General features: G+C 55.6%; 11 protein-coding genes and 11 pseudogenes. 9 read left to right on the plus strand and 13 right to left on the minus strand.

Going from position 1 to position 24,788, the window contains the following annotated elements; all coding sequences use genetic code 11:
* Window positions 1-5 precede the first annotated feature (5 nt).
* From PSH88_RS19945 to PSH88_RS19955, 3 genes are read right to left on the minus strand one after another with little or no spacing between them, the layout of a single operon-like run.
* Window positions 6-1,394, minus strand: a complete 1,389-nt coding sequence (locus tag PSH88_RS19945; RefSeq protein WP_370694712.1) for a TolC family protein — start codon at window positions 1,392-1,394, stop codon at window positions 6-8.
* A 20-nt stretch (window positions 1,395-1,414) separates the two neighbouring features.
* Window positions 1,415-2,737, minus strand: a complete 1,323-nt coding sequence (locus tag PSH88_RS19950; protein ID WP_305422221.1) for an HlyD family type I secretion periplasmic adaptor subunit — start codon at window positions 2,735-2,737, stop codon at window positions 1,415-1,417.
* Between the two features lie 13 nt (window positions 2,738-2,750).
* Complete coding sequence (locus PSH88_RS19955) at window positions 2,751-4,490, minus strand: type I secretion system permease/ATPase (RefSeq protein ID WP_305422222.1); 1,740 nt, start codon at window positions 4,488-4,490, stop codon at window positions 2,751-2,753.
* A gap of 641 nt (window positions 4,491-5,131) precedes the next feature.
* Here PSH88_RS19955 and PSH88_RS19960 point away from each other — a divergent pair.
* Window positions 5,132-6,916, plus strand: a complete 1,785-nt coding sequence (locus tag PSH88_RS19960; RefSeq protein WP_305422223.1) for a DUF4214 domain-containing protein — start codon at window positions 5,132-5,134, stop codon at window positions 6,914-6,916.
* A 1,066-nt stretch (window positions 6,917-7,982) separates the two neighbouring features.
* Here PSH88_RS19960 and PSH88_RS19965 read toward each other — a convergent pair.
* A complete protein-coding gene (locus PSH88_RS19965) occupies window positions 7,983-8,594 on the minus strand; it encodes a hypothetical protein (RefSeq protein WP_305422225.1) in 612 nt (203 codons plus the stop codon).
* 311 nt (window positions 8,595-8,905) lie between these two features.
* On the opposite strand from PSH88_RS19965, the pseudogene PSH88_RS19970 reads away from it, so the two are divergent.
* From PSH88_RS19970 to PSH88_RS19985, 4 genes and pseudogenes are all read left to right on the plus strand, one after another.
* Window positions 8,906-9,871: pseudogene (locus tag PSH88_RS19970) on the plus strand (IS630 family transposase); the annotation flags it as partial.
* Window positions 9,872-10,810: 939 nt separating this feature from the next.
* Window positions 10,811-11,815, plus strand: coding sequence for a transglycosylase SLT domain-containing protein (locus PSH88_RS19975; protein ID WP_370694662.1), 1,005 nt, complete (start codon window positions 10,811-10,813; stop codon window positions 11,813-11,815).
* A gap of 133 nt (window positions 11,816-11,948) precedes the next feature.
* Window positions 11,949-12,857 carry a class I SAM-dependent methyltransferase gene (locus PSH88_RS19980; protein WP_305483334.1) on the plus strand — a complete coding sequence of 303 codons (909 nt, stop codon included), beginning with the start codon at window positions 11,949-11,951 and terminating at the stop codon, window positions 12,855-12,857.
* Window positions 12,858-12,916: 59 nt separating this feature from the next.
* Window positions 12,917-13,177 (plus strand): annotated as a pseudogene (locus tag PSH88_RS19985) (transposase); the annotation flags it as partial.
* A 277-nt stretch (window positions 13,178-13,454) separates the two neighbouring features.
* Here PSH88_RS19985 and PSH88_RS19990 read toward each other — a convergent pair.
* Window positions 13,455-13,971: pseudogene (locus PSH88_RS19990) on the minus strand (IS110 family RNA-guided transposase); the annotation flags it as partial.
* A 265-nt stretch (window positions 13,972-14,236) separates the two neighbouring features.
* On the opposite strand from PSH88_RS19990, the pseudogene PSH88_RS19995 reads away from it, so the two are divergent.
* Window positions 14,237-15,263 (plus strand): annotated as a pseudogene (locus tag PSH88_RS19995) (IS30 family transposase).
* A gap of 707 nt (window positions 15,264-15,970) precedes the next feature.
* A pseudogene (locus tag PSH88_RS20000) lies at window positions 15,971-16,519 on the plus strand (IS91 family transposase); the annotation flags it as partial.
* Here the strand turns inward: PSH88_RS20000 and PSH88_RS20005 are convergent.
* The 6 genes and pseudogenes from PSH88_RS20005 to PSH88_RS20030 all read right to left on the minus strand — a co-directional run.
* A pseudogene (locus PSH88_RS20005) lies at window positions 16,520-16,828 on the minus strand (helix-turn-helix domain-containing protein); the annotation flags it as partial.
* Window positions 16,809-17,078 (minus strand): annotated as a pseudogene (locus PSH88_RS20010) (helix-turn-helix domain-containing protein); the annotation flags it as partial. The pseudogenes PSH88_RS20005 and PSH88_RS20010, both read right to left, overlap by 20 nt.
* A gap of 480 nt (window positions 17,079-17,558) precedes the next feature.
* A pseudogene (locus tag PSH88_RS20015) lies at window positions 17,559-17,830 on the minus strand (IS21 family transposase); the annotation flags it as partial.
* Between the two features lie 877 nt (window positions 17,831-18,707).
* Entirely contained in the window at window positions 18,708-19,484 is a 777-nt protein-coding gene (locus PSH88_RS20020) for an SDR family NAD(P)-dependent oxidoreductase (protein ID WP_305422227.1), read from the minus strand.
* 26 nt (window positions 19,485-19,510) lie between these two features.
* Complete coding sequence (locus tag PSH88_RS20025; protein ID WP_305483335.1) at window positions 19,511-20,779, minus strand: class I SAM-dependent methyltransferase; 1,269 nt, start codon at window positions 20,777-20,779, stop codon at window positions 19,511-19,513.
* 239 nt (window positions 20,780-21,018) lie between these two features.
* Entirely contained in the window at window positions 21,019-21,594 is a 576-nt protein-coding gene (locus PSH88_RS20030) for an IS630 family transposase (RefSeq protein WP_370694663.1), read from the minus strand.
* On the opposite strand from PSH88_RS20030, the pseudogene PSH88_RS20035 reads away from it, so the two are divergent.
* Window positions 21,586-22,230, plus strand: a pseudogene (locus PSH88_RS20035) (IS256 family transposase); the annotation flags it as partial. The gene PSH88_RS20030 and the pseudogene PSH88_RS20035 sit on opposite strands and share 9 nt — an antisense overlap.
* 263 nt (window positions 22,231-22,493) lie before the next feature.
* On the opposite strand, the pseudogene PSH88_RS30550 reads toward PSH88_RS20035, so the two are convergent.
* A pseudogene (locus PSH88_RS30550) lies at window positions 22,494-22,574 on the minus strand (transposase); the annotation flags it as partial.
* Window positions 22,573-22,797 (minus strand): annotated as a pseudogene (locus tag PSH88_RS20040) (IS256 family transposase); the annotation flags it as partial. The pseudogenes PSH88_RS20040 and PSH88_RS30550, both read right to left, overlap by 2 nt.
* A 268-nt stretch (window positions 22,798-23,065) precedes the next feature.
* Here PSH88_RS20040 and PSH88_RS20045 point away from each other — a divergent pair.
* Window positions 23,066-24,685, plus strand: a complete 1,620-nt coding sequence (locus tag PSH88_RS20045) for a hypothetical protein (protein WP_305422229.1) — start codon at window positions 23,066-23,068, stop codon at window positions 24,683-24,685.
* Window positions 24,686-24,788: the final 103 nt, after the last annotated feature.

Raw genomic sequence — 24,788 nt, forward strand, 5'->3', positions numbered from 1 at the left:
AGATTTTACTGGATGCTGCTCCGTTCACGGACATGGACAGCGTTGCCATCAATGCTCAACCATGTATTGACGGTCTCGATGCTGTCATCGGACCGTATGCCGGCCCAACGGTTGAGAATAAGCAGGTTGGTTATAAAGTCGTATTGAGTCTTTAGCAGGTTACGACGTGCCATGAATTCGTTTTGCACACTGATCATGACATCTACAGCATTCACCACACCATAGGAGAACGCTTTTTGAGACGCAATACTGGACTGCTCGGCTGACGCCAAGGCATTTCGGTTGGCACTGACTTTTTCGACATTTGAGTCCGCGGTCAAATAAGCATTTGTCGTTTCTTTAATAACCTGACGGCGGGTGGCTTCCCACTGCTGTTCAGCAGTGAGTTGATCCTGATAAAGACCACGCACGCGTGCCGAAACGGAGCCTCCACTGTAGATCGGAACCTGCACACCGATGCCTGCAACGTAGCTATCGGTCTTGGGCGCCAAGGCGTTGTTGTAACCCTCGTTCGAGTTTTGAGCGCTTAAATTCAAGCTGACAGTCGGGTAGTGCTCGCCCTTGCCAGCGCGCAACGCGGCACCGGCGGCTTCAACAGCATTTTGACTGGCCTGTAACTGCGGGTTATCCAACACAGCGGACTGTACCCAACTATCCAGGCCAAGAGCCGACACCTGCAATTGGACATCATCTCGAACGCGGCGCAACTTTTCTTTCACTGGGCGCCCGATGATTTCCGACAACGCTGCACGGGTGACACGCACTTGATTGCGGGCATCTACCTCCTGCGCCGCCAGCAAGTCGACTCGAGCCTGAATGTCGAGCTTGTCTGTGATCATCGCTAGACGCTTCTTGAACAAGGCACTAATCCGGTCAAGATTTTTCTGCGTGGCCCGGCGCTCCACCTGCACCAGCTCAAGTTCATCGTCAGCGGCAAGGGCTGCGAAATAGCGCTGAGCCAGATCGACGGCGGCTTCAGCTTCGGCGTCCCTGGACTCGTCAACAGATTGTCGGGCCAGACTTTTGAATTTCTGGTAATTCTCCCACGCGGCCTTGTTATAGAGGTGCTGACTCAAGTTAAGGCTGTAATTCTCGCTGTTGTAAACCTGTTCGGTGAGTTCGTTGGTCTGCCTTATGCGGTTGGTTCCAGCGTTGGCTGAAATCTGCGGTAGCAGACCGCCAAAGGATTCGCGCTGTTGCTCTTTGCTGGACTGAGCGCGGGAGTATGAGGCCAAGACACGAGGGTCCTCCAGGCGCGACTCGCGGTAGAGTTGCATCAGGTCTGCTGAATAGTCTTTGATACTAATGCTGCCAGGAGGTATTCGAGGTGTCGATGACCCAGCCGTTTTCGGCTCGCCAGCTTGAACGGGCTGGACCAATAAACCCAGGATCAGATAAGGCAACAGGCGCACCGTCACTCCTCAATCATTGATTGAGAAACAGCATCGCGAGCAGGTTGCATCAAGTACTGCAGCATCGTGCGCTCACCGGTGTTGATCAGCACATCAGCCGGCATACCGGCCAGCAACTTGCGGTTAGCCAATGTGCGCACGCCCTCAGGGGTCACGCTTATCCGGGTCAGATAATAAGGCTCGCCAGTTTTTTCGTTGACCAGACGGTCACCGGAGATACCAGTGACCAGGCCTTCGACGACTGGAGTGGTGGCACTGTTGAACGCGCTGAAACGGATGTCGGCCAGTTTGCCGATGGCGATACGATTGATGTCTTGCGGCGCCACCTGAGCTTCGACAACCAGGTCGGAGACCGAAGGCACGATGTCCAGTAACGGTGTGGCTTGACTAACGACACCACCGACAGTGTGCACGGTCATGCCGATGACCATGCCATCATCCGGAGCGCGGATTACGATGCGACTTAATCGATCGGCAAGGGCTGAAGTAAGCTTCTGCAGATCGTAATTTTTGGTCTGGACTTCGGACAACTGCTTAACCACTTCGGAGCTGAAATCCTTATCGATCTGCAGGACCTGCAGTTGTGTTTCGTTGATTTGAAGACGGGTCTTGATGTTGGTGGAATTGTGGTCCGTGATTTCTGATCGCAGCATGTCCAGCTTGCGCTCCTGGTCCAACAGACGCTGTTTGTCGACGAAGCCTTGAGCCAGCAACTCATTCAGCTCACCGATTTCGCCGCTGTAGGATTTTTTCAGGTTGCTCTTTGTCGCGATCATTACGTCAGTGCCTTTTATCTGCTGGTTCAGTTGGCCAATACGCTCTTGCAGAACCGAGATCTGGCCCAGACGGGAAGCGCGACGGGCGTTGAACACTTGGCTTTCACCTGCCCGCACCTCCATACCACGCAAGGTATCGAGATCTTCCATCGCGTCGAAATCAAGCGAAATCATGTCGTCACGTTCGGCGATCAGGCGGGCCTCCATCGCTTTGCCGGCGACCAGCTGATTGTGATTCATCTCGTATTCGGACCGCAGCTGGGCCTCATTTAGCACGATCAGCGGTTGGCCTTTAGTAACCCTATCTCCATCGTGTACCAGCACCTCTTTGACGATACCTCCCTCCAGGTGTTGTACCGTTTTGCGATAGGTCTGCACAGTGACGACCCCTGGCGCATACGCCGCACCATCGAGGGGTGCAAATGCAGCCCAGGTTCCAAACACACCGAACATCACGAAGACGATGGAAAATCCCAGCCGGCGCGTTGTCTGGTCAGATGTTGGTAAATCGGCGAAGTGATCGGCTGAAATGGCTGCTGTACGTGTCATCGAAATCTTCCTTTCAGACACTGGCCGCAGCCGTACCTGTGGCACCCTGGGTTGTTTTTTGTCGAGCCGCCAGTTGCTGCGCGTCGAGCTCTGCTATTACTTGATTGGAGGGCCCGTACATGCTCACGCCTCCGTTGCTCATCACCAGAATGCGGTCAAGCTGCGCGAGAATTGGGGTGCGGTGAGTAATGATAAAGATGGTCGCCCCGGTCAGCTTGAGCGCCCGGATGGCGGAAGCCAGCGCGCGCTCTCCGACTTCGTCAAGATTGGAATTGGGTTCGTCCAGCAGTATCAGCCGTGGTGTTCCGTACATCGCCCGGGCCAGACCTACCCGTTGACGCTGACCACCAGACAGGTTGACGCCTTCGCTGCCAATGACGGTGTCGTAGCCCTGGGGCAACAGCAGGATCATTTCATGCACGCCGGCCATCCTGGCGGCATGCACGACTTTCTCGGAATCAATATCAGCAAAGCGCGCAATGTTTTCGCTGATGGTGCCTTCAAACAATTCAATGTCCTGCGGCAGATAGCCCATATGCGGACCCAGTTCGTGCTTGTCCCAGAGACTGATATCCGCACCGTCGAGCCTCACAACGCCGTGTTGTGGAACCCATACGCCCATCAGCGCTCTGCCCAGCGTGGATTTGCCCGACGCGCTCGGGCCGATAATCCCCACCACGGAACCAGCCGGCGCACCAAAGCTGATGCCGCGGATGATAGGCGTTTTCGAACCAGGCGCCGCTACGACCAGGTTTTCCACATGCACATGACCTTGAGGTACCGGCAAGCACATACGCTGCGGTTCGGCGTGCAGCTTCTCCAGAACGGTGTTGAGCCTGGTGTATTGCGAGCGGGCGATGACGGACCCTTTCCAACTGCCGATGATCAAATCTATCGGTGCCAGGGCCCGTCCCAGCAGCACAGAGCCGGCAATTACCAGGCCCGGGCTGATTTCATGATTGACCGCTAGAAAGGCGCCAAGTCCAAGAATCAGCGACTGAGCCAGAACGCGGAAGGTTTTCGCAATAGCACTGATCAGCCCACCCTTGTCACTTGCTCTCGACTGCAAAATAAGCACGCGTGCGTGGCGAAGGCTCCAGCGATCCATTAGGCTGCCGAGCATGCCCATTGATTCTATGACTTCGGCATTACGCAGATTCTTGTTGATATCGAGGGTCGCCGCACTGTTTTCCTTATTGGCCTGAGCCAGCGTCCTGCCAGTCGCTCGTTCGTTGATAAAAGCCAGCAATAGCAAAATCACGGCACAGCCCAGCGCTGCCCAGCCGTACCAAGGGTGAAACAAAAACATTACACCCACATAAATCGGCAGCCATGGCGCGTCGAAAAAAGCGAACAGACCGTTGCCGGTCAGAAACTGTCGCAGACCCGTCAAGTCGCTCAGCGACTGCGCAGACGCATCCATGCCGCCGCTTTCCAGGGCCCGCTTGAAACCCGCCTTATACACCTGGCGGCTGAGGAGCACATCCAGTTGGGTGCTGACGCGCACCATGATGCGTGAACGGACCCACTCCAGAGATCCCATGGTCAGCAACAGCATGGTCATAATGAGCGTCAACATGGACAGCGTCGATAGGCTACCGCCGGTCACTACCCGCCCATATACCTGGAGCATGTAAAAGGTCGGCACCAGCAGCAGCGCATTGATAAAAAAGCTAAAGAAGCCAATCGACAGGAAGCTGCTCCGACTCGTATTCAATGCACTCTGCAAGCTGTTTTCATGTGTGCTGCGCATAGGCTCGATACTGCCATGAGGATATTGAAAGGTGCGCCCACATCTGCCCAGCTCCAAAGGCACAGGACTCGGCAAATAGAGCACCGCAATAGGTCTAGAAATAACGGCAACACAGCAAACGTGGTTATTTCCACACAGCTATCGCTTATTAACAACACAGACGGGGGCCGCGTTATCACGCAACAATTTATTTATCTGCTGACCATCGAGCCAGATAACCCTTGAAAGATTCTATGATCGGCAACTCTTGCGCACAAGAAAAATTAATTATTATTAGGCGTGAACCAATATTAAGTTACCTGGTCGCCCCTCGCCCACCTTCGTAAATATTCGTAGGTCACCTTTGGAATTTATTGATAAACCACCCCAACGAAATATCCGCACTAACCTCCTGCGAGTAAATTTGAAAGGAAGGCATACAGCCATTATTGTTAGTTCGATATTTTGAGAGGTACTATTAAGTAGATGGCTTCTACCGCCGTCAAAAAAATGAAATAACGATTCGCATGCGCCCCGTACCGCATTGATAAATTTTGCGGCCAAGCTATATCGTAACGCGACAACACGCTTGAGCCTGCAAGTTCGTATTCGGGCTCGGAAGTCTGGACGTCGATACTGACTCATGTTGGAGATGAAACGTAATGGCTACCACTTCTGCACAAGTACAACAACTCTATGTCGTAAGCCTCGGTCACGCCGCTGATAAAGCCGGGCTGGACTACTGGATGTCGGAGTTGAACGCCGAATCCCCCACCCTGACGCTGGAGAACCTCGGCACAAAATTCATTAACGAACGGCCCGAGTATTCTGATAATTACGGCGGCCTGTCTCGTTCCGACACTATCATCACGCTGTACAACAACCTCTTCAATCGCTCGCCAGATACCACCGACCTTGACTACTGGGCTTCGGGGGCGGGGACAGCCGTCCCTACGGATCAACTGCTCACCACATTCGTAAACGGCGCAACCACTGCCGACGCACAAGTCATTGCCAACAAGGTTGTTGTCGCGCAGGCCTATACGATTGCCGCTGGCTCGAACTACACCCTGGCGGACTCCACCACCGTTCTGGATGGTGTTGACGGTACGACTGTATCTGTTGACGACGCCTTGGATAAACTGGAAAACGGCAGCCTTTCGGGTATCGCAATTCCAGCCGGCGTCGCAGCTCTCAAGGCCCAAGCCAACGCGGAATTAGCGCTGGTTGCTTTTGAAGCCAGCGCAGTCACTGAACTGTCGGCATTGAACAAAGAAGCGTTCGCCCTGAATGATAAACTGGAGACCCCCGCCGAGCTGGAGACCCTGGGAATTCCATCCGAGGATGGCGTGCTGGCTTATGAAGATGTTGACCAGTCCATCACCAATGCCACCTTGCTGCGTGACGCAGTCAGCGGCAGCACAACCGAAGAGCTACAAGCAGGGGCTTCAACTGGATTATTGGAATTAGCTGCAGATCGGAAGGCTTACACTATCGAGGCCGGTACCGTGGGCCATGTGGGACTGGTGATTGATTATGAAAACGCGGTCAACGCCAACAATGCCTTGATCGCAGCGGCGCCTAAAGCGGTCAACATAGCAATCGCAAAGGTTCAGACTGATTTCACTGTCGCGGAAGGGAGCACAGGCCTTGAACTTGTACACGCCAATGAGGCCGCCGGTACCTTTATTGATAGCGCGACAACACTCTACCAGAGCCTGACCAATCCAAAGGCTACTATCGCTCAGATAAGCGCCATCACCGACGCATTCGACACGTTCCTGGGTGTCGATGGCGCCGCCGACTTCAGCAAAATGAAAGTACTTGCCGCGACTGACTATGCCAAAAAGGTTGCGCAAGGCGCCGAGGAGGCCGCCGCTACTGCGATCACCGGCACCGCAGGCGACGCTTATAAAACAGCCTTCGCTGACAAAATTGACCTCGACACAAATCTGGCAAACGCACTGGCTGCTGATGCGCTGGTTACGCAGGCGCAATTACTTGATGGCACTCACTTGTCGCTGGAGGCCGCGACTGAGGTCACGCTGCCTTCCTTCGTTAAAGACCTGGCCGATAAGAGCACCAACACTACAGACCTATACTACTCTGCGGCCGAAGCTGGCGTCGAAAGGAGCACGTATTACATCGCCAATTTCAACAAGGATGACGCAATATACGTGGGAGAAGGTTATACACTGAATACGAACAATGCTGTTGACGGTACAGGACACTTCACTGGCAGCGACGCCAATTCGCTGGAAGTATTTTTTACGCAGGTTAGCTACGACTCAAAGGTCGTTACGGTCGTGATGGAAAAAAACGCAGTAGGTAATGCAGTGGGTGGCGCCACTAGCAATACTATTGAAATCGAGCTTTCAGGTATCGAGTCGTTGACCGACGTAAGCTTCTCCAATGGCGTTATATTTAGCAGCCCTGTTTTTGCTTGATAGCATGCTGGATGAATGAGCTTAACTAAACCCTGCAAGCTCGCTCGTGCAGGGTTTAGGTGCGTCTGGAAATCGAAAACCGATTCTATCGGAGGCAAAATAAATCGGGCCTACAATTGCTCGATAGATTATCGATCAAATTGGTGCAGCCAGGATTGTCAACGCTTTTCCGTCATTGAGTGTCATGCCAGTGAGGTTCCATCCCCCCACTCTGCCGGTCTCAAAATCAAGTTTCAATGACATCTTAGAGTCATTGAATATTATGTCAGGAAGGGTACAGATCATAGCCTCATTATCCCCGCGAATTTTGCGGAGCTGCCCCATATATACTGCCGTGTAAATATGTTTGGCCATCGTGATGTAGGATTCTAGGCTTTGCTGCAACCAAACCAAACCAAACCAACGATTTCGCGTTAATCCATTGCTCTGGCATCTGAAGCATGCCGCAATCAGGGGTATCAATGCTCATTGTGAAACCTTCCAATATAAAGAGTCATAGGTGGTATCAGACCCTACTTTGGTTCCATCATTGACGGTTTTTCAGCAGCAACCTCCGGGGCAATGCCCCTTCACTGGTTTTCACGTTAGAACAGGAACGGCGATTGAACCCTTAATGTTCGGCTACTGCTAGGTGCTGGGTTGACAGCTCTCGATCTTCGGAGCAGCAAGCGCTGGCCAGGGCTGCCTGCACTCCGCCTCCGATGCAAACCAGCATGCGACGATCAACATCCTCATCAATAGTTATCACGCTTCGATGATGCGCGGGCTTCGTTTATGAGCTGTCCGATAACATGCTTGGTCAACTATCTGGTCACTCGATCACGAATAGTTACCTGCCCCACACTAGCCTTTTTTCGTCTGCGAACCGCACAAAAGCAAGCGCCCCGAACAAGTCGGCGCGCTTGCTTGGTGCGACCTTCAGTGCATTTTCACACCGCCTGGGTTGAAAAGGATATGTACAGACTCTGGCCTAGGAGAAAGTCGGCTTTGACCAGTTTGAACTGGTTGGGTGGTTCGATAGCCGTCATCTTGGCGCCCAGTTGCGATCATTCGGACCTCCCGCCATTCAACGAAGATCGCCTGGCACCATCGAAGCGAGATAACCACTGATTATCCCGGTGATCGCCATGGCCTTGTTCTTGTCCTGGTACAGGCCGAGGGCAGAATCAAGCAACTCCTGCTGCTGCTTCAAGGTGAGGGCAGCCCACCCGGCGGCCAGCCGAACGATAGAGGTGGCCCCACACCACCCTCTATCGTCTTGCTGTCCTTTGGACAGATTGCGGGCCGCGTCGACGAGCACCTGCTTCTGCAACGGCTCGAGAGCTTTCAGCCCACCACCAAGTGAGGCGAGCGCTTCTGCTTTGTCCGAACCGCATTCCAAATCGACGGCTAATTTGACGAGCGCCTTCTGCAGGGTTGGATTGAGCGTCCCCAGTCCGGCGCTCATTGCGATAATCGGCTCAGTTATAACCCTTGGCGAGTCTGGGAACCTGTCGCCAATTACCGTCAACAGCCGCTCCTGCTGCCGGCTCTCCAGTGTTGCCAGCCAGGGGCCCAGCTGCATGAGTTTATTATGTTGTACCCACTCTAGGGGCTCCTCGACGGCTGCCGTGACCAGCGCCTCCCGCTGCTCGCTGCTTAGTACGATCAGGCCGGGGGCACCCACTCCGGCGATCACGAACAATTCATTGGGCAGTTGTTTGACGGCTTCAACTACCTTTTGTTGCTGCTCCCAATCCAGAGCTGCCAGCCGTGGGCTTAACCCGGCGATTGCGTTGGCCTTGGACCAGCCGCTGGAAATGCCGGTGACTGCCTTAACCAGCGCCTCCTGCTGCTCGCTCTCAAGTGCGGCCAGCCCGGCGCCGTGCCCGGCGATCGCGTCGGCTTTGTCTTTGTCTTTGTCTTTGTCTTTGTCTTTGTCTTTGTCTTTGTCCTTAAGTGGTCAGAAAACGGTTCGAGTTCCAAACTCAAACATGGTCAACTAATTCTATTAGTTCTGGAACAAAAGCCTGGCCGCAGTCAACCATCAGGGTTGATCGCCTCGCCTTGCGTGCACGTATCCTGTTTCTACTGGCGGATGGATTGACGCCCAAGGTCATCAGCGAACAGTTGCAGAACGCTATCTGGAGGCGGGCGTCGAGGGCTTGAGCGACCTGCCACGTAGTGGTCAGCCGCTCAAAATCGGGGCTGAAAAAGTCAGCGAGATCCTCACACTGACTACCCGACGAGTACCCAAGGAGGCGACTCACTGGAGTGTTCGCCTGATGGCCAAGTATGTGCGGGTCACCACCTGGCAGGTGCGTCAGGTCTGGGCTGCTTCCGACCTCAAACCCCATCGTCTGAAGACCTTTAAAATCAGCAACGATCCCCATTTCGCCGATAACGTGGTCGACGTGGTCGGGCTTTATCTGAATCCACCAGACAACGCCCTGGTGCTGTCTGTGGACGAGAAAACTCAGATTCAGGCCTTGGATCGCACCCAGCCAATGTTGCCTCTGCGCCCCGGACAGATCGAGCGTCGGACGCATGATTACAAGCGCCACGGAACAGCCAGTCTGTACGCGGCATTCGACATCATGACCGGCCAAGTCATCGGGCGGATCACGCAACGCCATCGCGCCAAGGAATTCCTGGCCTTTCTGCACCAGATTGATCGCAGCACACCACCGGCACTGGATCTGTATGTCATCCTGGATAACAGTTCGACCCACAAAACGGCCGCAATCAAGCAGTGGCTGGAAAAACGTCCGCGTTTCAAATTGCACTTCACACCGACCAGTGCGTCTTGGTTGAACGCTGTAGAAAGCTGGTTTGCACAACTGGAAAGGCGAGCGCTGTACCGAGGTGCCTTCACCAGCGTTGCCGACTTGAAGACAGCTATCCGCCAGTTCATCGAGGCTCACAATGAGTTCTCAGCCAAAGCCGTTCAAGTGGAATAAAACAGCTGAAGCCATTAGACCGAGGACGCTCGTGACGTGCCTCTTGAGCTGTTTCGGCCTCATTACCTCCAGCATCGGACTTTCGATCTCGTCAACCGACGCGTGGGTTATGTCGTTATCGAAGAGTCTGATCAACCGTTTCAGTAAATCGTAATGAGCCAAGAGCTTATCGTCCGCCACCGCCTGGGTTAGGTACTTGTTGGTGCGCATAATGGAGCACAGCCCCATGGCCGTATCCCGAGCTGAGCCACTAGTGGCCTGAGCGACTAATTCATTAATTTATTTTTTATCACGCTCAGTTTCGCCTTGTGTACCGAACTGATATCCGATGGGATTTTGATCGGTGATCCACCGCGATCAAACCATCATCGAACAGCTGACCCACGAGATCGCCATCCTCAGCACCCAATTTAAAATCAGCTGCTGATGGGAACCGCTGAAAGCCGTTTAACACTCAGTAGTAGTGACGAGCATTCCGCACGGTTCATTACGCATCTTCGGGGAGTCGGGGCAATGAAATTCATCAAACTCTGTGTGTTCAGCTTGGCCATGATTTTCGGGACTTCGGGGCTGGCCATGGTCAGTCAGGAAGCTGAAGCAGGGTGTGGCCGGTTCGGTTGCCGCTGACAGGGACTATCTGTCTTGACGACTCAGGTACGCTGGCGGCGACGTCTTGATCTGAGTCGTCATTTGAGAACTGCATAAAACACTGATAAAGGACGACCAAACTAGCCATGCCTCACGCTATCTGCTTGCCATGAGTGTCTTAGACGTCGTCCACTCATCTCGATTCCGTGCGCTAGCGCTAGGCATTTTAAGCGTCGGTTTTCAGCCCTTCGGGCTCGGAGCCGATCCTGCAGTTGAACGCCCGTCCTTGCCCGGCAACGCAAATCGCCACATGGTACAGGTCAATGATCAAGGCTCATCGCCGGGTGACCCCACTCAGGACGTATGGGTGCGACTGGCCAAAGGCTTTACGCTGACGGACAGCTTGGGCCACAACGCCCGGGTCGAGCAGCAACGAAAATGGTTGGTTGCCAACCCTTCTTTTCTGAACGGTGCGAGCACTCGTGCAGCGCGCTACATTCATTTCGTTGCGCAGCGGCTCGAAGAGCGCGGACTACCCGCCGAACTCGCGCTGCTGCCTATCGTCGAGAGCGGCTACAACCCCATGGCCAACTCCAATCGAGACGCGGTGGGACTCTGGCAGTTCATTCCCTCGACCGGACTTGATTTTAATCTGCGCCAAACTCGATGGTACGATGGCCGACGTGACATTTTGGCCTCCAGCAAGGCGGCCATGGATTATTTGACACGACTCTACGAGCTGTTCGACAACGACTGGCTACTGGCATTGGCCGCCTATAACGCCGGAGAAGGTAGAGTCGGGCGAGCCGTCAAATGGAACAGGGACAGAGGCCTGCCCACCGATTTCTGGCACTTGAGGTTACCTGAAGAGACCCAGGATTATGTGCCCAGGTTACTGGCACTGTCCTTGTTGGTGCGAGCGCCGAAGATCCATGGAGTCAAACTTCAACCAGTGGCCAATGAGGCTTACTTCAAAATTGTCAAACTCACTCACGCAGTCAACTTGTCCACCTTCGCTGTTGATGCGGGAATCGATGAATCCGAGTTGCTACGCCTCAATCCCGCGTTTTTGACCAAGCAAATGATCGATGGCCCTGCTCATCTGCTAGTTCCCAGAACTCTAACAACCCCATTGCCTTCTGTATCAACGCAGGAACTAAGCCCCGACCTGACAAGCTACGCCGTGCTGCAAAAACCAAGAAAGAGGCCGCCATCACAACAGCTACGACCACCGATCCAGGCGCCTGTGCCGCAGGTTCCCAACCAACAAGTCGCCGTACCGCCACAGCGTAAACCCATCATCGTCTACTCGGACAGCCACACCCCGGAAATGACGCGGCCAAGGGCATTCATTCCTCGGCGTTGGCTGTAGACAGGCTCGGCTGTCCTGTCGCACGACTGTCGATCAGGCTCATCGCTCCCCCTGAAAAACAGCTCCTCCCGTTTACCCTCGCCCCGTCCAGAACTGAACGGACGGACTCACTAGCCACAAGAGGAATTGCCCCGTGCAGATCGTCAAATCGAACGAAAGGTCATTTACCCACAACTTGCAAGACATCATCCCAAAGCACTCAATAGGCACCTCGTCTGAGGCAATTCGTCATCATTACGACGTCGGCAACGACTTCTTTCGACAGTGGCTGGACGGATCCCTCACTTACTCTTGCCCCTTGTGGCTTGAGGGCGAAGCAGACGACTCTCTGGAGGACGCCCAACTGCGTAAGCTCGATACACATATTGAGAATGCTCGGGCCAGTGGAAAGGGGCGCGTACTAGACATCGGCTGCGGCTGGGGCTCACTGTTGAAAAGGCTCGTTGGCCCTCACTCGGTCCTACACGCGGTAGGGTTAACGTTGAGTGAAGAGCAGGCTGCGTTTGTCACCCGTCAAGCATTGCCTGGCGTTGAGGTGTTACTTGCTTCGTGGCAGGAGCACAAGCCTCGGTTGCCATATGACGCCATTGTCTCCATCGAGGCCATTGAGCATTTTGCACGCACAGGTCAGTCTCGGGATGAGCGCATACAGGGGTACAGGCAATTTTTTACCCACTGCCAGCAGATGCTTGTCCCCGGCGGCAGGCTTTCGCTGCAGTCCACGTGCTACCAGAACCTCGAAAAACTGCCTGAGTTCATTACCGACAGGATCTGGCCGGAAAGTGAACTACCCAGATTGATCGATATCCTCGAAGCGGCCGACCGGCTGTTCGAAGTGATAAGCGTCTCCAACGATCGCGACCAGTACGCCCGCGCCTGCGCGCTCTGGGCTAAACGCTTGAAAAACAGCCGGATAGACGCCATCCGCACGAGCAGCCGCGAGACAGTCGACGATTATTATCGCTACCTCAAAGCCTCCAGCCTTGCGTTCCAACAAAGTGCCTTGACGTTGCACGGCATTGTGCTGCAATCCACTTTGTAGTGGTCTAATGAAACCGGACACCCATTTAGGCGAGAATGCTCGCCAGATCGAGGTGTCAGATGACCAAACAACGTCGTTCCTTTACTCCTGAATTCAAGCGCGAGGCTGCCGACCTCGTGCTCAAACAAAACTACAGCTACATCGAAGCCAGCCGTTCACTCGGCATTGGTGAGTCGGCATTGCGCCGCTGGGTTGACCAGATTCAGAAAGAACATAAAGGCATCACCCCGCAGAGCAAGGCGCTGACGCCGGAACAGCAAAAAATTCAGGAACTGGAGGCCCGGATCGCTCGGCTTGAACGAGAGAAATCCATTTTAAAAATCTATGGTCACCCCCTTTTCTATGGTCACCCCCTTTTTTGCAATGCTGATTAACGGGCGAAGTGGTTGGCTTGCTTAAATCTATCCGGCGTCTATTGGGTGAGTCACCCGCGCCATGATGAGAGTCGCGCCTGACGATCCTGAAAAGGCTAACGGCTTCTTGCAGAGCCGATTTTTAAAGCAGGTTCTTCGCCAGGCCGGTAGGCCGTTCACGTCATCCATTGTTCAGCTATCGCAAAACCTGAAGGTGGCTCGTGGCACTAGAACAACAGCTGAGTCAGATAGCCACGGCATCTGGCCCTGCGTTAAATATTCCATGACCAGCTGAGATCGCCCAAGCGATCCGAGCCAGTTTGTTGGCCAAGGCACATGCCACCACGTTCGAGTGCCGTCGTATCAGCAGCGAACGAACCCACTCCGCCAACGCGCCGTGCTGGCTCTTCAATTGCTGAAGATAAACTCGAGCGCACTGAACCAATAGTCGCCTGAGATTCTTGTCGCCGCGCTTGCTGATCCCCAGCAAATTGGCCTTGCCTCCGGTGCTGTATTGCCTGGGTACCAAGCCAATGGAGGCAGCGAAGTCACGACTACCTGCGTACTGCTTGCCATCGCCCATTTCCACAGCCAGCAGGCTGGCGGTGATCGGGCCGACACATGGCATACTCCAAACGACTGCCAAGATCATCGTCAGCCAGTTGGCAAGCCAGATCCTTATCCAGATCCTTGATTTGGGCGTCCAGGTAGTTGAAGTGTTCGCGCAAACGATCCAGGAGGCTCATGAGTCGAGTGGGTAAGGGAGCTGAAAGGGACGCGCCTGGTTGAGCGAGTCGGTAGTGGCCTGCGGATCGAATCCGAGCTGAAAGCAATCGCTCGCGTGAGCTGCGGAACAGGGCGATAGGGGACGCATGGTGGCTCCTGTGACTGGGGCTTGGCATTTTTTCGTTTGGGCAGGCCACCTGAAGCAATGTGCTTGCCGCAGCCCGGCATCTGCGCACTAAAAGCTTGGCGGCGGCAAAATCTGAGTGCAACACCTGACCTTTCCGGTACGGTGCAGCCCCTATGTCTTATTCCGAACTCAGCGTTGAAGAGCGCGCCACCATTCAAATCGGTCATGCCCAAGGCTTCAGCCTGCGTAGGATTGCCTGCTTGATCACCCGATCCCCTTCGACCATCAGCCGGGAGCTGCGCCGCAATCGAGATGCCTGCGGCGGCTACTCGGCCCGTGTGGCCCAGCGGCAGATGCAGGCCCGCCGCCAGGTTTGTCGACCGATGCGAAAGCTGTTGCCGGGTAGCGAGCGCTTCAAGTTGGTGGCTCATATGCTGCGTGAGCGTTTGTCTCCCGAGCAGATTGCCGGCAAGCTGCGCAGCATGAACATTCCCAGCCTCAGAGATGCCTACGTCTGTCGCGAGACGATCTATAACGATCTATGCCTTGCCGGTCGGCGAGCTGCGTAAGGAGCTGATCATCTGTCTGCGCCAAAGCAAGACAACACGCAGGCCGCGCTCTGGTGGCGTGGATCGGCGCGGCCAGATTCCCGAGATGGTCAGCATCCATGTGCGTCCGCCGGAGATTGACGACCGTCTGATGCCGGGGCATTGGGAAGGCGACCTGATCAAGGGTAAGGCCAACGCCTCGTCCGTAGGCACGTTGGTGGAGCGCACCAGTGGCTACCTGATGCTGGTGAAGATGAATGATGCGACGGCAACCTCGGCGATGGAGGGCTTCAGTGCAGCGCTCAATGGCATGCCACTGGCAATGCGCAAGAGCATGACCTACGACCAGGGCCGGGAGATGGCGCGACACGCCGAGATCACCCAGAAAACCGGCATCGCGATTTACTTCTGCGACCCGCACAGCCCCTGGCAGCGCGGCAGTAACGAAAACATCAATGGCCTGATCCGCCAGTACCTGCCCAAGGGCACGGACTTGTCGGGACACAGCCAGGAAGAACTGGATGCCATTGCCTTGCAACTGAATATGCGCCCCCGTAAACGCTTCGATTTCAAATGTCCGATCGAAATGATGAGTGAGGTGATGCAAAAGGCCATGGCTATGCGGCACGATGCGCCCACTTCAATCCAATAACCGTGTTGCACTCAGCTCCTGCAACCGCCCAAAGAAAAAGAGCGTAATATGAACGGAATAAACAACATCTCTGGTTCGCCTACTACCCCCATTCAACACAGCGCAAGCCAGGCGTCTGGGCCTGCTCCATTAGTGATAAACAACCCTAATCAGGCTAGCGATCACTGGCGTGCGATCGGGCTCACGAGCCCGTCACAAGCCTCAGACGCGATGACAGTGCTTACTACTCGCGCAGAGGGAGGGCACATAGACGAGGGGACCTATTTGCTATTGGCGAATGCACTGCGGGATGTACACAACACTCTTCAAAGGAGAGCAACTAATGAGGCAGCAGTAGCACACCTGCCAGTACACCCCCCAGCGCCTCTTTGGCAGGCGGTTGTACGGCAGACCACAGATCGCCAGGCCAGGAGAGATCGTGGAATCCGTACACGGCACGGCCTAGCCGCCGACCCCGGCGCCACGGATGAGCAGATCAACGCGCACCTGCATAACGACGACGGATCGTTAAGAACTCGCAGGGGCGTCGCCAGCGCCCTGCACGCCGCCGGATTGGGGGCAAGTAGCGCGCGCATCGATGCCCTGCTGCAGGCCGCGCGTGGACCACAATAGTCTGGATGGCCCGCTGACGTGAGGGGCACTGTCCTAACCGCTCGACGCCACTCCATAGCCCGTTCCAGCCGGTCCGCTGGCTTCAAACCCCGCCTTTGAAAAACCTGTTCACGGCCAACGGCGGCTGGGCAGGGTTGCTGGAGGTCGGCGGTCTACGCGCCATCGAAGTGGAATCGGTGAGCAAAATGCTGGCCTGCGGCACTTCGATCCTGGGCGTAAAGCACTGCACCTGCGGCAATGGGCACTGCCCGCACGTCAAATACCTGTGCAACACCTGCCACTGCCGAGCCTGTCCTTCGTGCGGCAAAAAAGCCACCGATCAGTGGATGGCCGTCCAACACAACCGCTTGCCCGACTGCGCCTGGTACCACCTGGTGTTTACGCTGCCCGACACGCTGTGGCCGGTGTTCTTTCACAACCGTGCTCTGCTCGATGCGCTGTGCCGCCTGGCGGCGGACAACCTGTTGTATGCCGCCAGGCGGCGAGGTTTGCGCATCGGGCTGTTTGGCGCGCTCCACACCTACGGTCGGCGGCTCAACTGGAGTCCCCATGTGCACCTCTCGGCGACCGCCGGTGGCCTGGATGAGCAGGACGTCTGGAAAAACCTGGCGTTTCATGAAAAGGCGATGCGCCGGCGCTGGATGACGGGTTGATAAATGTCGCCCTTGCTTGTTCGTCGTGCGTAACTTCAGTGCCGCAATCAGCTCGCAGTAACGCTCCAGCTCGACCTTCTGCAACACACGGGGCTTGCCGTGATCGGCCCGGTGGGCCGCATAGGGTTTATGGATGAGGTTCAGCGCCCGGTACACGGTGCTGGGAGACACACCATAAAACTGCGCTAAAGTGGCCACCTGGGTAGTCCGCTCCGGACTTTTTTTCGGCAAACGGTCAAGCCGCTGCCGCAACTGCGTCAGCGAATCGTCAGGGATGGCACTATGCCGCCCGCTGGGCATTGCGTTCAGCCTCGGTCAGATAGTTGTAGAGCGTTGAACGACCGATGCCCATCAAGCGGCAGATTTCTGCCACGGTGTGTTTTCGTTCGTGGTAGAGACTTAGGGCCAGTTCTTGCTAGGCCGGATCGAGCCGTTTCTTGCGTCCCCCGTTGCGTCCGCGTGCACGTGCTGCTGACAGCCCTGCTTGGGTGCGCTCACGAATCAAATTGCGCTCGAATTCGGCCAGAGCACCAAACAGATGAAACACTAAGTGTAAGTGCTTGCAATCGAAAATGGCCATGCTTGCAATCAACGCTATTTCAGGCTCGGATTAATTGCGACTGAAGCAGTCTCCATGCTCGAATTAACTGCGACTGAGCTGCATTCAGCGGCACCTGCTTGCATTCCATTTCCGCGTGCTGACATTATTTGCGAATGATCGGCCGTCCATCAAACGTTCGTTTTCGTTTTTTGGATGGTCGGAAGCCGTAGCTTCATTCGCAACTAATGCCGGTTTGCGGAGGTGGATAGATGCAGCTCATTTCGGTTGAAAATCGCGATGATTGCAGATCGGGGTGTTTATGAATGCAGGTCGCTACAGCTAGGACATGCCAATTCGGATGTCGCCTCGATCAACGTTTGCCGCTGTCTACAATCCCGCGTTAAGTCCGACGATTGCGGAACCCTGGCAAAGCCATTCGGGCACCGGCTCTCTGTAACGCATGCGCCCAGTTCAAGCGCACGCTGGTCCGATGGCCGAGTTGAGTTCGCCCAGCGAGAAAAACTGGCGGTTGCATAGCACCGCCAGGATCCAGCGCTCGACAACTTGCACACCAACTTCGACCTTGGCTTTGTCCCGAAGCTTGCCAGATCTGGCAGGCAGCACGACCACGCTGTAATGCTCGGCAGATCGCGGTAACTGGGGTTGATGTCGGGCTCGTAACGATGCGCTTTGGTGACGCCGCGGTGCAGATTGCCGGGTACCAGGTTCTGCGATGTACCGCCGAGAAAGGCGAAGCAGCGTCATGAGAGCCACTCGGCGGACGAATCCGCGCACCCTGCCAGAGTCAGCCCATCCTGTTCATAATTTCCTTAACCGCCTCTCAAGCTCTTTGAAGTCTGCCTCAACGCGATCTTCCCTGTCGTTACGGTTTCGGGTAGCTTCAAAGTGGCGTGACCGTCCCCGTTGCCAAAGGACGGTAAATCGGTCTCCGACATTCCAGCGTCGCGACCACGTATCCTCCATGCTTAGCACATTTACGATGGGCCGCACACTGCTGGAAGATAACTGGGGAGACAAAGGAGGAGGCGCCGTATTGACTGGCATTCTTACCTTGCGAATCTCCCTGACATCGATGCCTATTTCCTTCGCGAGCGCTCTCTCAACTCGTTGCCTCCTACCAAGATCACCCCTTGATGCACCCTGACCTAACTGAAGGACGGCCAAGCGGTCTTGTTCTAGGTCCCGAGCCTCCTGTCGGCTGGTATGGCCGTTTTTGGCGGCGTGGGCATCTGCGTCTAACCGGCGAAACTCCGCTGTCGAGGTTAGGCCGCGCTCCGTTGCTCTTTTACTCAGCGATTGTCGGATTTTAACCCGGTTGATCGCTTTCTTGTCACTGGCCTTCAGTTCATCATCCGTGTCGGAACATGCAATGAACGTATCCGGGTTGATCTTAACGCGTGGCCTGTGCCGACAATTGCCATTGTCAATGGTGGTAGCACCCGAGCCGGAACTGTTTGAGGGAGGATAAGGCGCCGCTGCCATCCGTCTACCTTCGCGGCGCGGATTCACTGTTGCTCTTGAGGCGCTGGCCAGTGAGCTGGGTGGGGCTGCCCAGACGCAGCGGAGTAGCGCGAATCCTGCGTTAATCCCATTGCGCGACTATCGACCCAGCTACAGTTATTGCGCGAGAAAACCACCGTCGACGCAAAGATTGTGACCAACCACAAATGATGATGCCGGTGAAGCGAGCCAAAGTACGGCCGATGCGACCTCACTGGGCGTGCCCAATCGCTTCACCGGCAATCCTGCTGCGAATCCACCCCTATCGGGGTTGGTAACCTGACCAACGTTGATGAGCAGAGGCGTTTCGACCCGACCGGGTGAGATGGCATTGATACGAATACCCTCTTCGGCACATTCGACCGCCGCCGTTTTGGTCAGCGAAACCACAGCTGCCTTGGACGCGGCATAGAGCGCAATGCCGTGTACGGCATTGCGTATGCTGCTGACTGAGGCATTGTTGATGATGATGCCGCCCCCGTTGCTGCGCATCGCCGCGATCTCGCCCTGCATACACAAAAACACGGCGCGTACATTGGTATCGAACACGGCTTCGTACTCATCAGGTGTCTTGTCGGTGAGACGGGCAGGCGACTCGACATGGCCGGCATTATTAAAAGCGATGTCGATTTGGCCGTATCGATCCAGCACCTGAGTGATCATGTTGCTGATGTCATCGGCACGGCGCATATCTGCGTTGACGAAAATGGCTTCCCCACCGTTGCGACATATTTTATCGACGATTGATGTGCCGCGAAACGCATCACGACCCACTACAGCCACCCGGCAACCAGTTGCCGCTAGCGTTATTGCAGTGGCATGGCCGATACCAGAGGTACCACCGGTGACGAGTGCGACCTTACCCACAAAATGAACATTGTGTTGTTCTGACATAACCATCCTTAATTGGGCTTACACCCCTAATTGTTTTTCACAATTTCCATGATGATTTCCTTGACACGGAAAACCGGGCTGTCGCTACCCCAGGCCGTAATCTGCTGGCGGAGTCGGGATTCCAATAGGTCGGCTATCGCGGATCGTTCAATCGTCGACCGGTCCAGATCGAGTACTGCCAACAAAGCGGGGAACCAGACTGCACGGGCCAAGCCGACGTAACTGTTCAGGAGCGTATCGGGATTACGGTCCAGCTGAAACGACTTCCATACGGGGTCGTCGATTTCAACGATCTGATGCTGATGCAAGGTCAAGTCCTGCTGACACAGGGCACTGGAAAAAGGTGCCAGGAGTTCACCAAGGTTACGGGTATAGTCGGGCACCATCATTCGCGCATACTCATCCTCGCGCACGACGTTCAAGGCGACCAAATCCTGCAGGACGCTGTTGATCATGCACAGCATCTCGTCGGTCCCCGCCACACCGTTGTCGTCGCGGACCGTCAGTACCACGACCAGGCGACCGCCGGGGCGCAATTCGTTGGTCCGGTGTGCAAGGAAGGTCGACCAGTCGGTCGCGGCCTGACGTTTCAGCTCTACCGCTGCCTCTCCACCGGCTTTGCTGGTGATGATATGGCCGGGAATCGATACCGGCACTCGACTTAGCCAATGCGCAGCAAAGGAGCACCAGCCCAATGTCACGGAATTGGCGGGAAACAGTTTTTCATAGAAGCTACGTCCGGTCGCAGTGCAAAAAATGTTTTGCTGCTCCTGCAGGTAGCTTTCGCAACTGCTGTCCAGCAGGCTAAACAATCCACGGAAGTCATTGGCAGGTAAATCGGTATGCGTAACACTGATTGCCACTTCGGGAGTGACTCTTGCGCGAAGCGCCTGGATGACGTTTCGCATAGGCGATAACGAGTTCTTACCCTCCGATGAGCCATAGTCGACGATAACAACAGTAACGCCGTGAGGCGGCAGATCGGCCCTCTGGGCCGCGCCAATCAGTATTGGCTGGGCGCTTGCAATGCCGGCAGCCTGAACCTGCGCAAAAGCATTATACTTCCCCGCCCCTTCCATCGGCGCAGTACTTGCCGCCAGTGTAAGCCCGGGTGTTACTTGCTCCCGCAAAGCCTGTGTATGCACCGTGGTTGCATTCGGATGTGACTTATTTTTGACAGTAGACGGTTTGCGTTTTTTCCTATTCAACACCACCACTTCTGTCGATTCGCCAGGAATAGTGTCCAACAGGTAAATCGCAGGAGGCTTTACGCAAGGCAGCACGGAAGGAGACATTGGTTGCGACATTAGCGGAGTCATATAGTTCCACTGAAGAGGGGGGTTGAATTTTTTTAGTGGCAATAAGGACAGTTTGGTTCCCCCCGATTCAGCGTTTTTACCCTACAGGGGCAGACGGCATACAAATCGGCAGGTCTGTCATTCCTTCCATGGCAGCTAAAAAATCGGCATAACAGCTATGCTGTCCGCTGCGTGCAGGCAGATACCCTAGTGTGCTGTCTCACAAATAAAGCTCCTCATGCCTGTAAGACCATTGCCTCACGGGCTCGCTGTATCTCGTTCAAAATATCTTTCCCCTTGGCGTTCCAGATATACCGCGTCGGTTGCGCATTTCGCAGTGCCAGGAACGTGGTGATCGAGCTTTCCAGTTCGCGAACCGAACTGAAACTGCCGTCACGCAGGTACACCGTGATGTCGCGAGAGAAGCGTTCAACCATGTTCATCCACGCACTGGAGGTCGCGGTGAAATGCATGTGGAAGCGTTTGTGCTTCTCAAGCCATGCCTTCACTTTTGGATGCTTGTGCGTAGCGTAGTTGTCGACGATCAAATGCAACTGAAGGTGCTTGGGCGTTTCGCGATTGATCTTCTTGAGAAACTCCAGCCATGCCTGATGCCGGTGTTGTCGCTCGACGGAACTGATCAAGCGTCCCTGAAGATAGTCCAGCGCCGTGAACGATCGTGTCCCAGGAAGTGGTGTAACTGAAACCCGCCGAAGGCGCCTTTGCGGCGAAAGAGGTAGGTCACCGTGGTGCTTGGCTAAGGTTGAGTTTGCAAAGACCTTACCGGAACCAGCACAACCACGATGACCCAACCTACTGTCTCACTGAACGAGCTGCTTGAGAAAGGCGCTGAGGTCGATTTGCTTAGGCAAATGATCCAGTTTGTCGCCCAGCGCATGATGGAGCTCGATGTCGAAGGCCTGTTCGGTGCCGGTTATGACATCAAAAGCATGGAACGACCAACAGCAGCAACGGTTATCGAGACCGCCTGTGGCAGACTCGAACCGGTGATGTTGATCTGCGCATCCCGCGCAGCGGTCGTTACTTTCCCGGTTTTCTGGAACCGCGTCGAACCGCTGAAAAAGCCTTGGACGCGGTGATTCAGGAGGCCTACATCCAGGGCGTTTCGACGCGCTCGGTCGACGAGTGGGTCAAGGCCATGGGCATGAGCGGGATTTCCAAAAGCCGGGTTTCTCGACTCGCGAGCGAAATCGATGAACGTCTTCACGCCTTCTTGGATCGTCCCCTCGAAGGGGATTGGCCCTATCTCTGGATCGATGCAACGTACGTGAAAGTGCGGGAGGCAGGACGGATCGTGTCGTTCGCCGTCATAATCGCCGTAGCCGTCAATACCGACGGAGGCGGTGAAGTGTTGGACATGCGCGTGGGGCCCCTTGGAGGCCGCGTTCTGGACGGATTTTTTGCGCAGCCTGATGCGGCGCGGCATGCTCCGCAGGCGGAGCCAGAGGCGGGCGGTCGCCGGGAGATGACGCTCGAAGAGTCGCAGCGGGAGAGGCTGGTCACGGCCGTACTCGACCTGCTCCCCGGAAAGAACCGGACTAACGCGATCGTTGGCCTTATGAGTTATCAACTTTGAAAATACGCGGCCATCTGGGACTGTCAGATTTTTGTGTACGGGCCGGTATCAGCATGCCGTCAGGCAGACCATGCTTTACCAAGTCGGCCTGATAAATCGATCTCCGTACAGAATCGGGAAGTAACCGCGAGTCTTGATGATCTTCCGTAGTTGAGCGTTGATGCTCTCGATGGCGTTGGTCGTATAGATCACTGCCATTGCGCTGGTTGGTTTCATCCGCTGGGCGCTGCGCGCCCGGCGGATAGCCAAGGTGATGGCCGAGCTCAGCGCTCAAGGCTCGCTCTATCAAAGCCTTCTTGAGCGCCGCAGAGGCATCCTCGATGGCTTCGGCGGTCATTGGCCCGTTGGCGAACTGCTCAAGCAGCTCCTTTGGGATGTTCGGCAGCTCTCGTAGCGCGAGTTTCTTTTTTGTTGGCATACATGCACCTCTTACTCATGTTATGCCCGAACACAAAATTTCTGACAGTCCTGGCCATCTTTGTTGCCAGGGTGGCCGATCCCAGCCACACCAAACTCGCGCCAGCGGTTCGGGCTTTCGATGCCAGACCACTCAACTATTGTGTTTTGTGCCCGGAACCCGAACCGACCTCAGACCACTCAGCAGCTTAGGCCGTGGGTCAATCCTTGGCATTTTTCCAGCCGTCATCGGCCTGGCGGTCAACTTTAAGCAAAGGAATCTGTAACCGATGGAACTTTGTATTTCCTCCAAATCTTTCTCCCCTGATGTGTCACCCACCATACCTGCCTCTGTTTCGCTTCCAGCAACAGCAACAGCAACAGCAACAGCGGAAACCAGGACGCCAACGGTACGTACCGATAATAACGGAAAGCCAATAACGCAAGGCGATCCCGCACTACAAACCAGGATTTTTGCCAACCCGGCCCTTGCTTCATCGGGCACAGCGCCCAGGATCGGATTCAAGGACCTGCCCCTGGAGTTGGTAATATCCATTATCGGGCATGTAGCTAGTGGCTCAGCTAGGGATACGGCCATTGGGCTGTACTCCATCATACGCACCAACCAGTACCTAACCAGGGCGGTGGCGTATGATAAGCCGCTCTTGGCTCATTACCATTTACTGAAACAGTTGATCCCCCTCTTCGATAACTACATAACCCGCGCGTCGGTTGACAAGATCGAAAGTCCGATGCTGGAGGTAATGGGGCCGAAACAGCTCAAGAGGCACGTCACGAGAGTCCTCGGTCTATCCGATGGATCTAGAAAGAAAGTATCGATCGTCCATTTGTGCGCCAGGCTGGAGGCGCTCGAACCCTCAGATCGGAAAGCGCTGCTCACAGCCACCTTCAGTTTGCAGGACTCATATAAGGGCACTGCGATCGCCGAACTGGGCGCCGGGCTTGCGGCTCTCGAGCCGTCGGATCATGAGGCGCTGGTCACCGCAACCCTCGGCATGTCTCTCGAGATTTACAAAGCACTGGCGATCGCCGGGTTAGGCGACGGGCTCGCGGCGCTTGACCCTTTACAGCGGCAGGCGCTGGTCACCGCAGCACTCGGCCTGTCTGACAAGAGTGACAAAGCAGTAGCGATCGCCGGGTTAGGCCACGGCCTGGCGGCACTCGCCCCTATACAGCGGCAGCAGCTACTCACGGCAACCCTCGGCCTGTCTCACGAGAGTTACAAAGCAGCGGTGATCGCCGGGTTAGGCCACGGGCTGGCGGCGCTCGACCCTTCACAGCGGCAGGAGCTACTCACGGCAACCCTCGGCCTGTCTCACGAGAGTTACAAAGCAGCGGTGATCGCCGGGTTAGGCCACGGGCTGGCGGCGCTCGACCCTTCACAGCGGCAGGAGCTGGTCACCGCAGCCACCGGCCTGTCTAACGAGATTTACAAAGCAAGGGCGATCGCCGGGTTAGGCCAAGGGCTGGCGGCGCTCGACCCTTCGCAGCGGCAGGAGCTGGTCACCGCAACCCTCGGCCTGTCTGTCGATTCGCTCAGAGCATGGGCGATCGCCGGCTTAGGCCATGGACTGGCGGCACTCTCTCCTTCGCAGCGGCAGGAGCTGGTCACGGCAACCCTCGGCCTGCCTGATGAGTCTGACAATGCAAGGGCGATCACCGGGTTAGCCTACGGGCTGGCGGCGCTCGACCCTTCACAGCGGCAGCAACTACTCACGGCAACCTTCGACCTGTCTGATTGGGCTCCCAAAGCAATGGCGATCGCCGGGCTGGGCACTGGGCTGATGGCGCTCGAAGAGTCGCAGCAGCAGAAGTTGGTCACGGCAATTCTCGGCCTGCCCCCCGGACAGGACCGGACTTGGGCAATCGTTGGCCTTATGAAGGTTTAATGCACGGGCATCTTCGTTGACAGGTTGACCGATCCCAGGCACACCAAAATTGCGCCAGCGGTTCGGGCTTTCGATTCCAGACCACCTGGCAGGAGAAGCTCTG

The organism is Pseudomonas wuhanensis, from assembly GCF_030687395.1.
Taxonomy (GTDB): Bacteria; Pseudomonadota; Gammaproteobacteria; order Pseudomonadales; family Pseudomonadaceae; genus Aquipseudomonas; species Aquipseudomonas wuhanensis.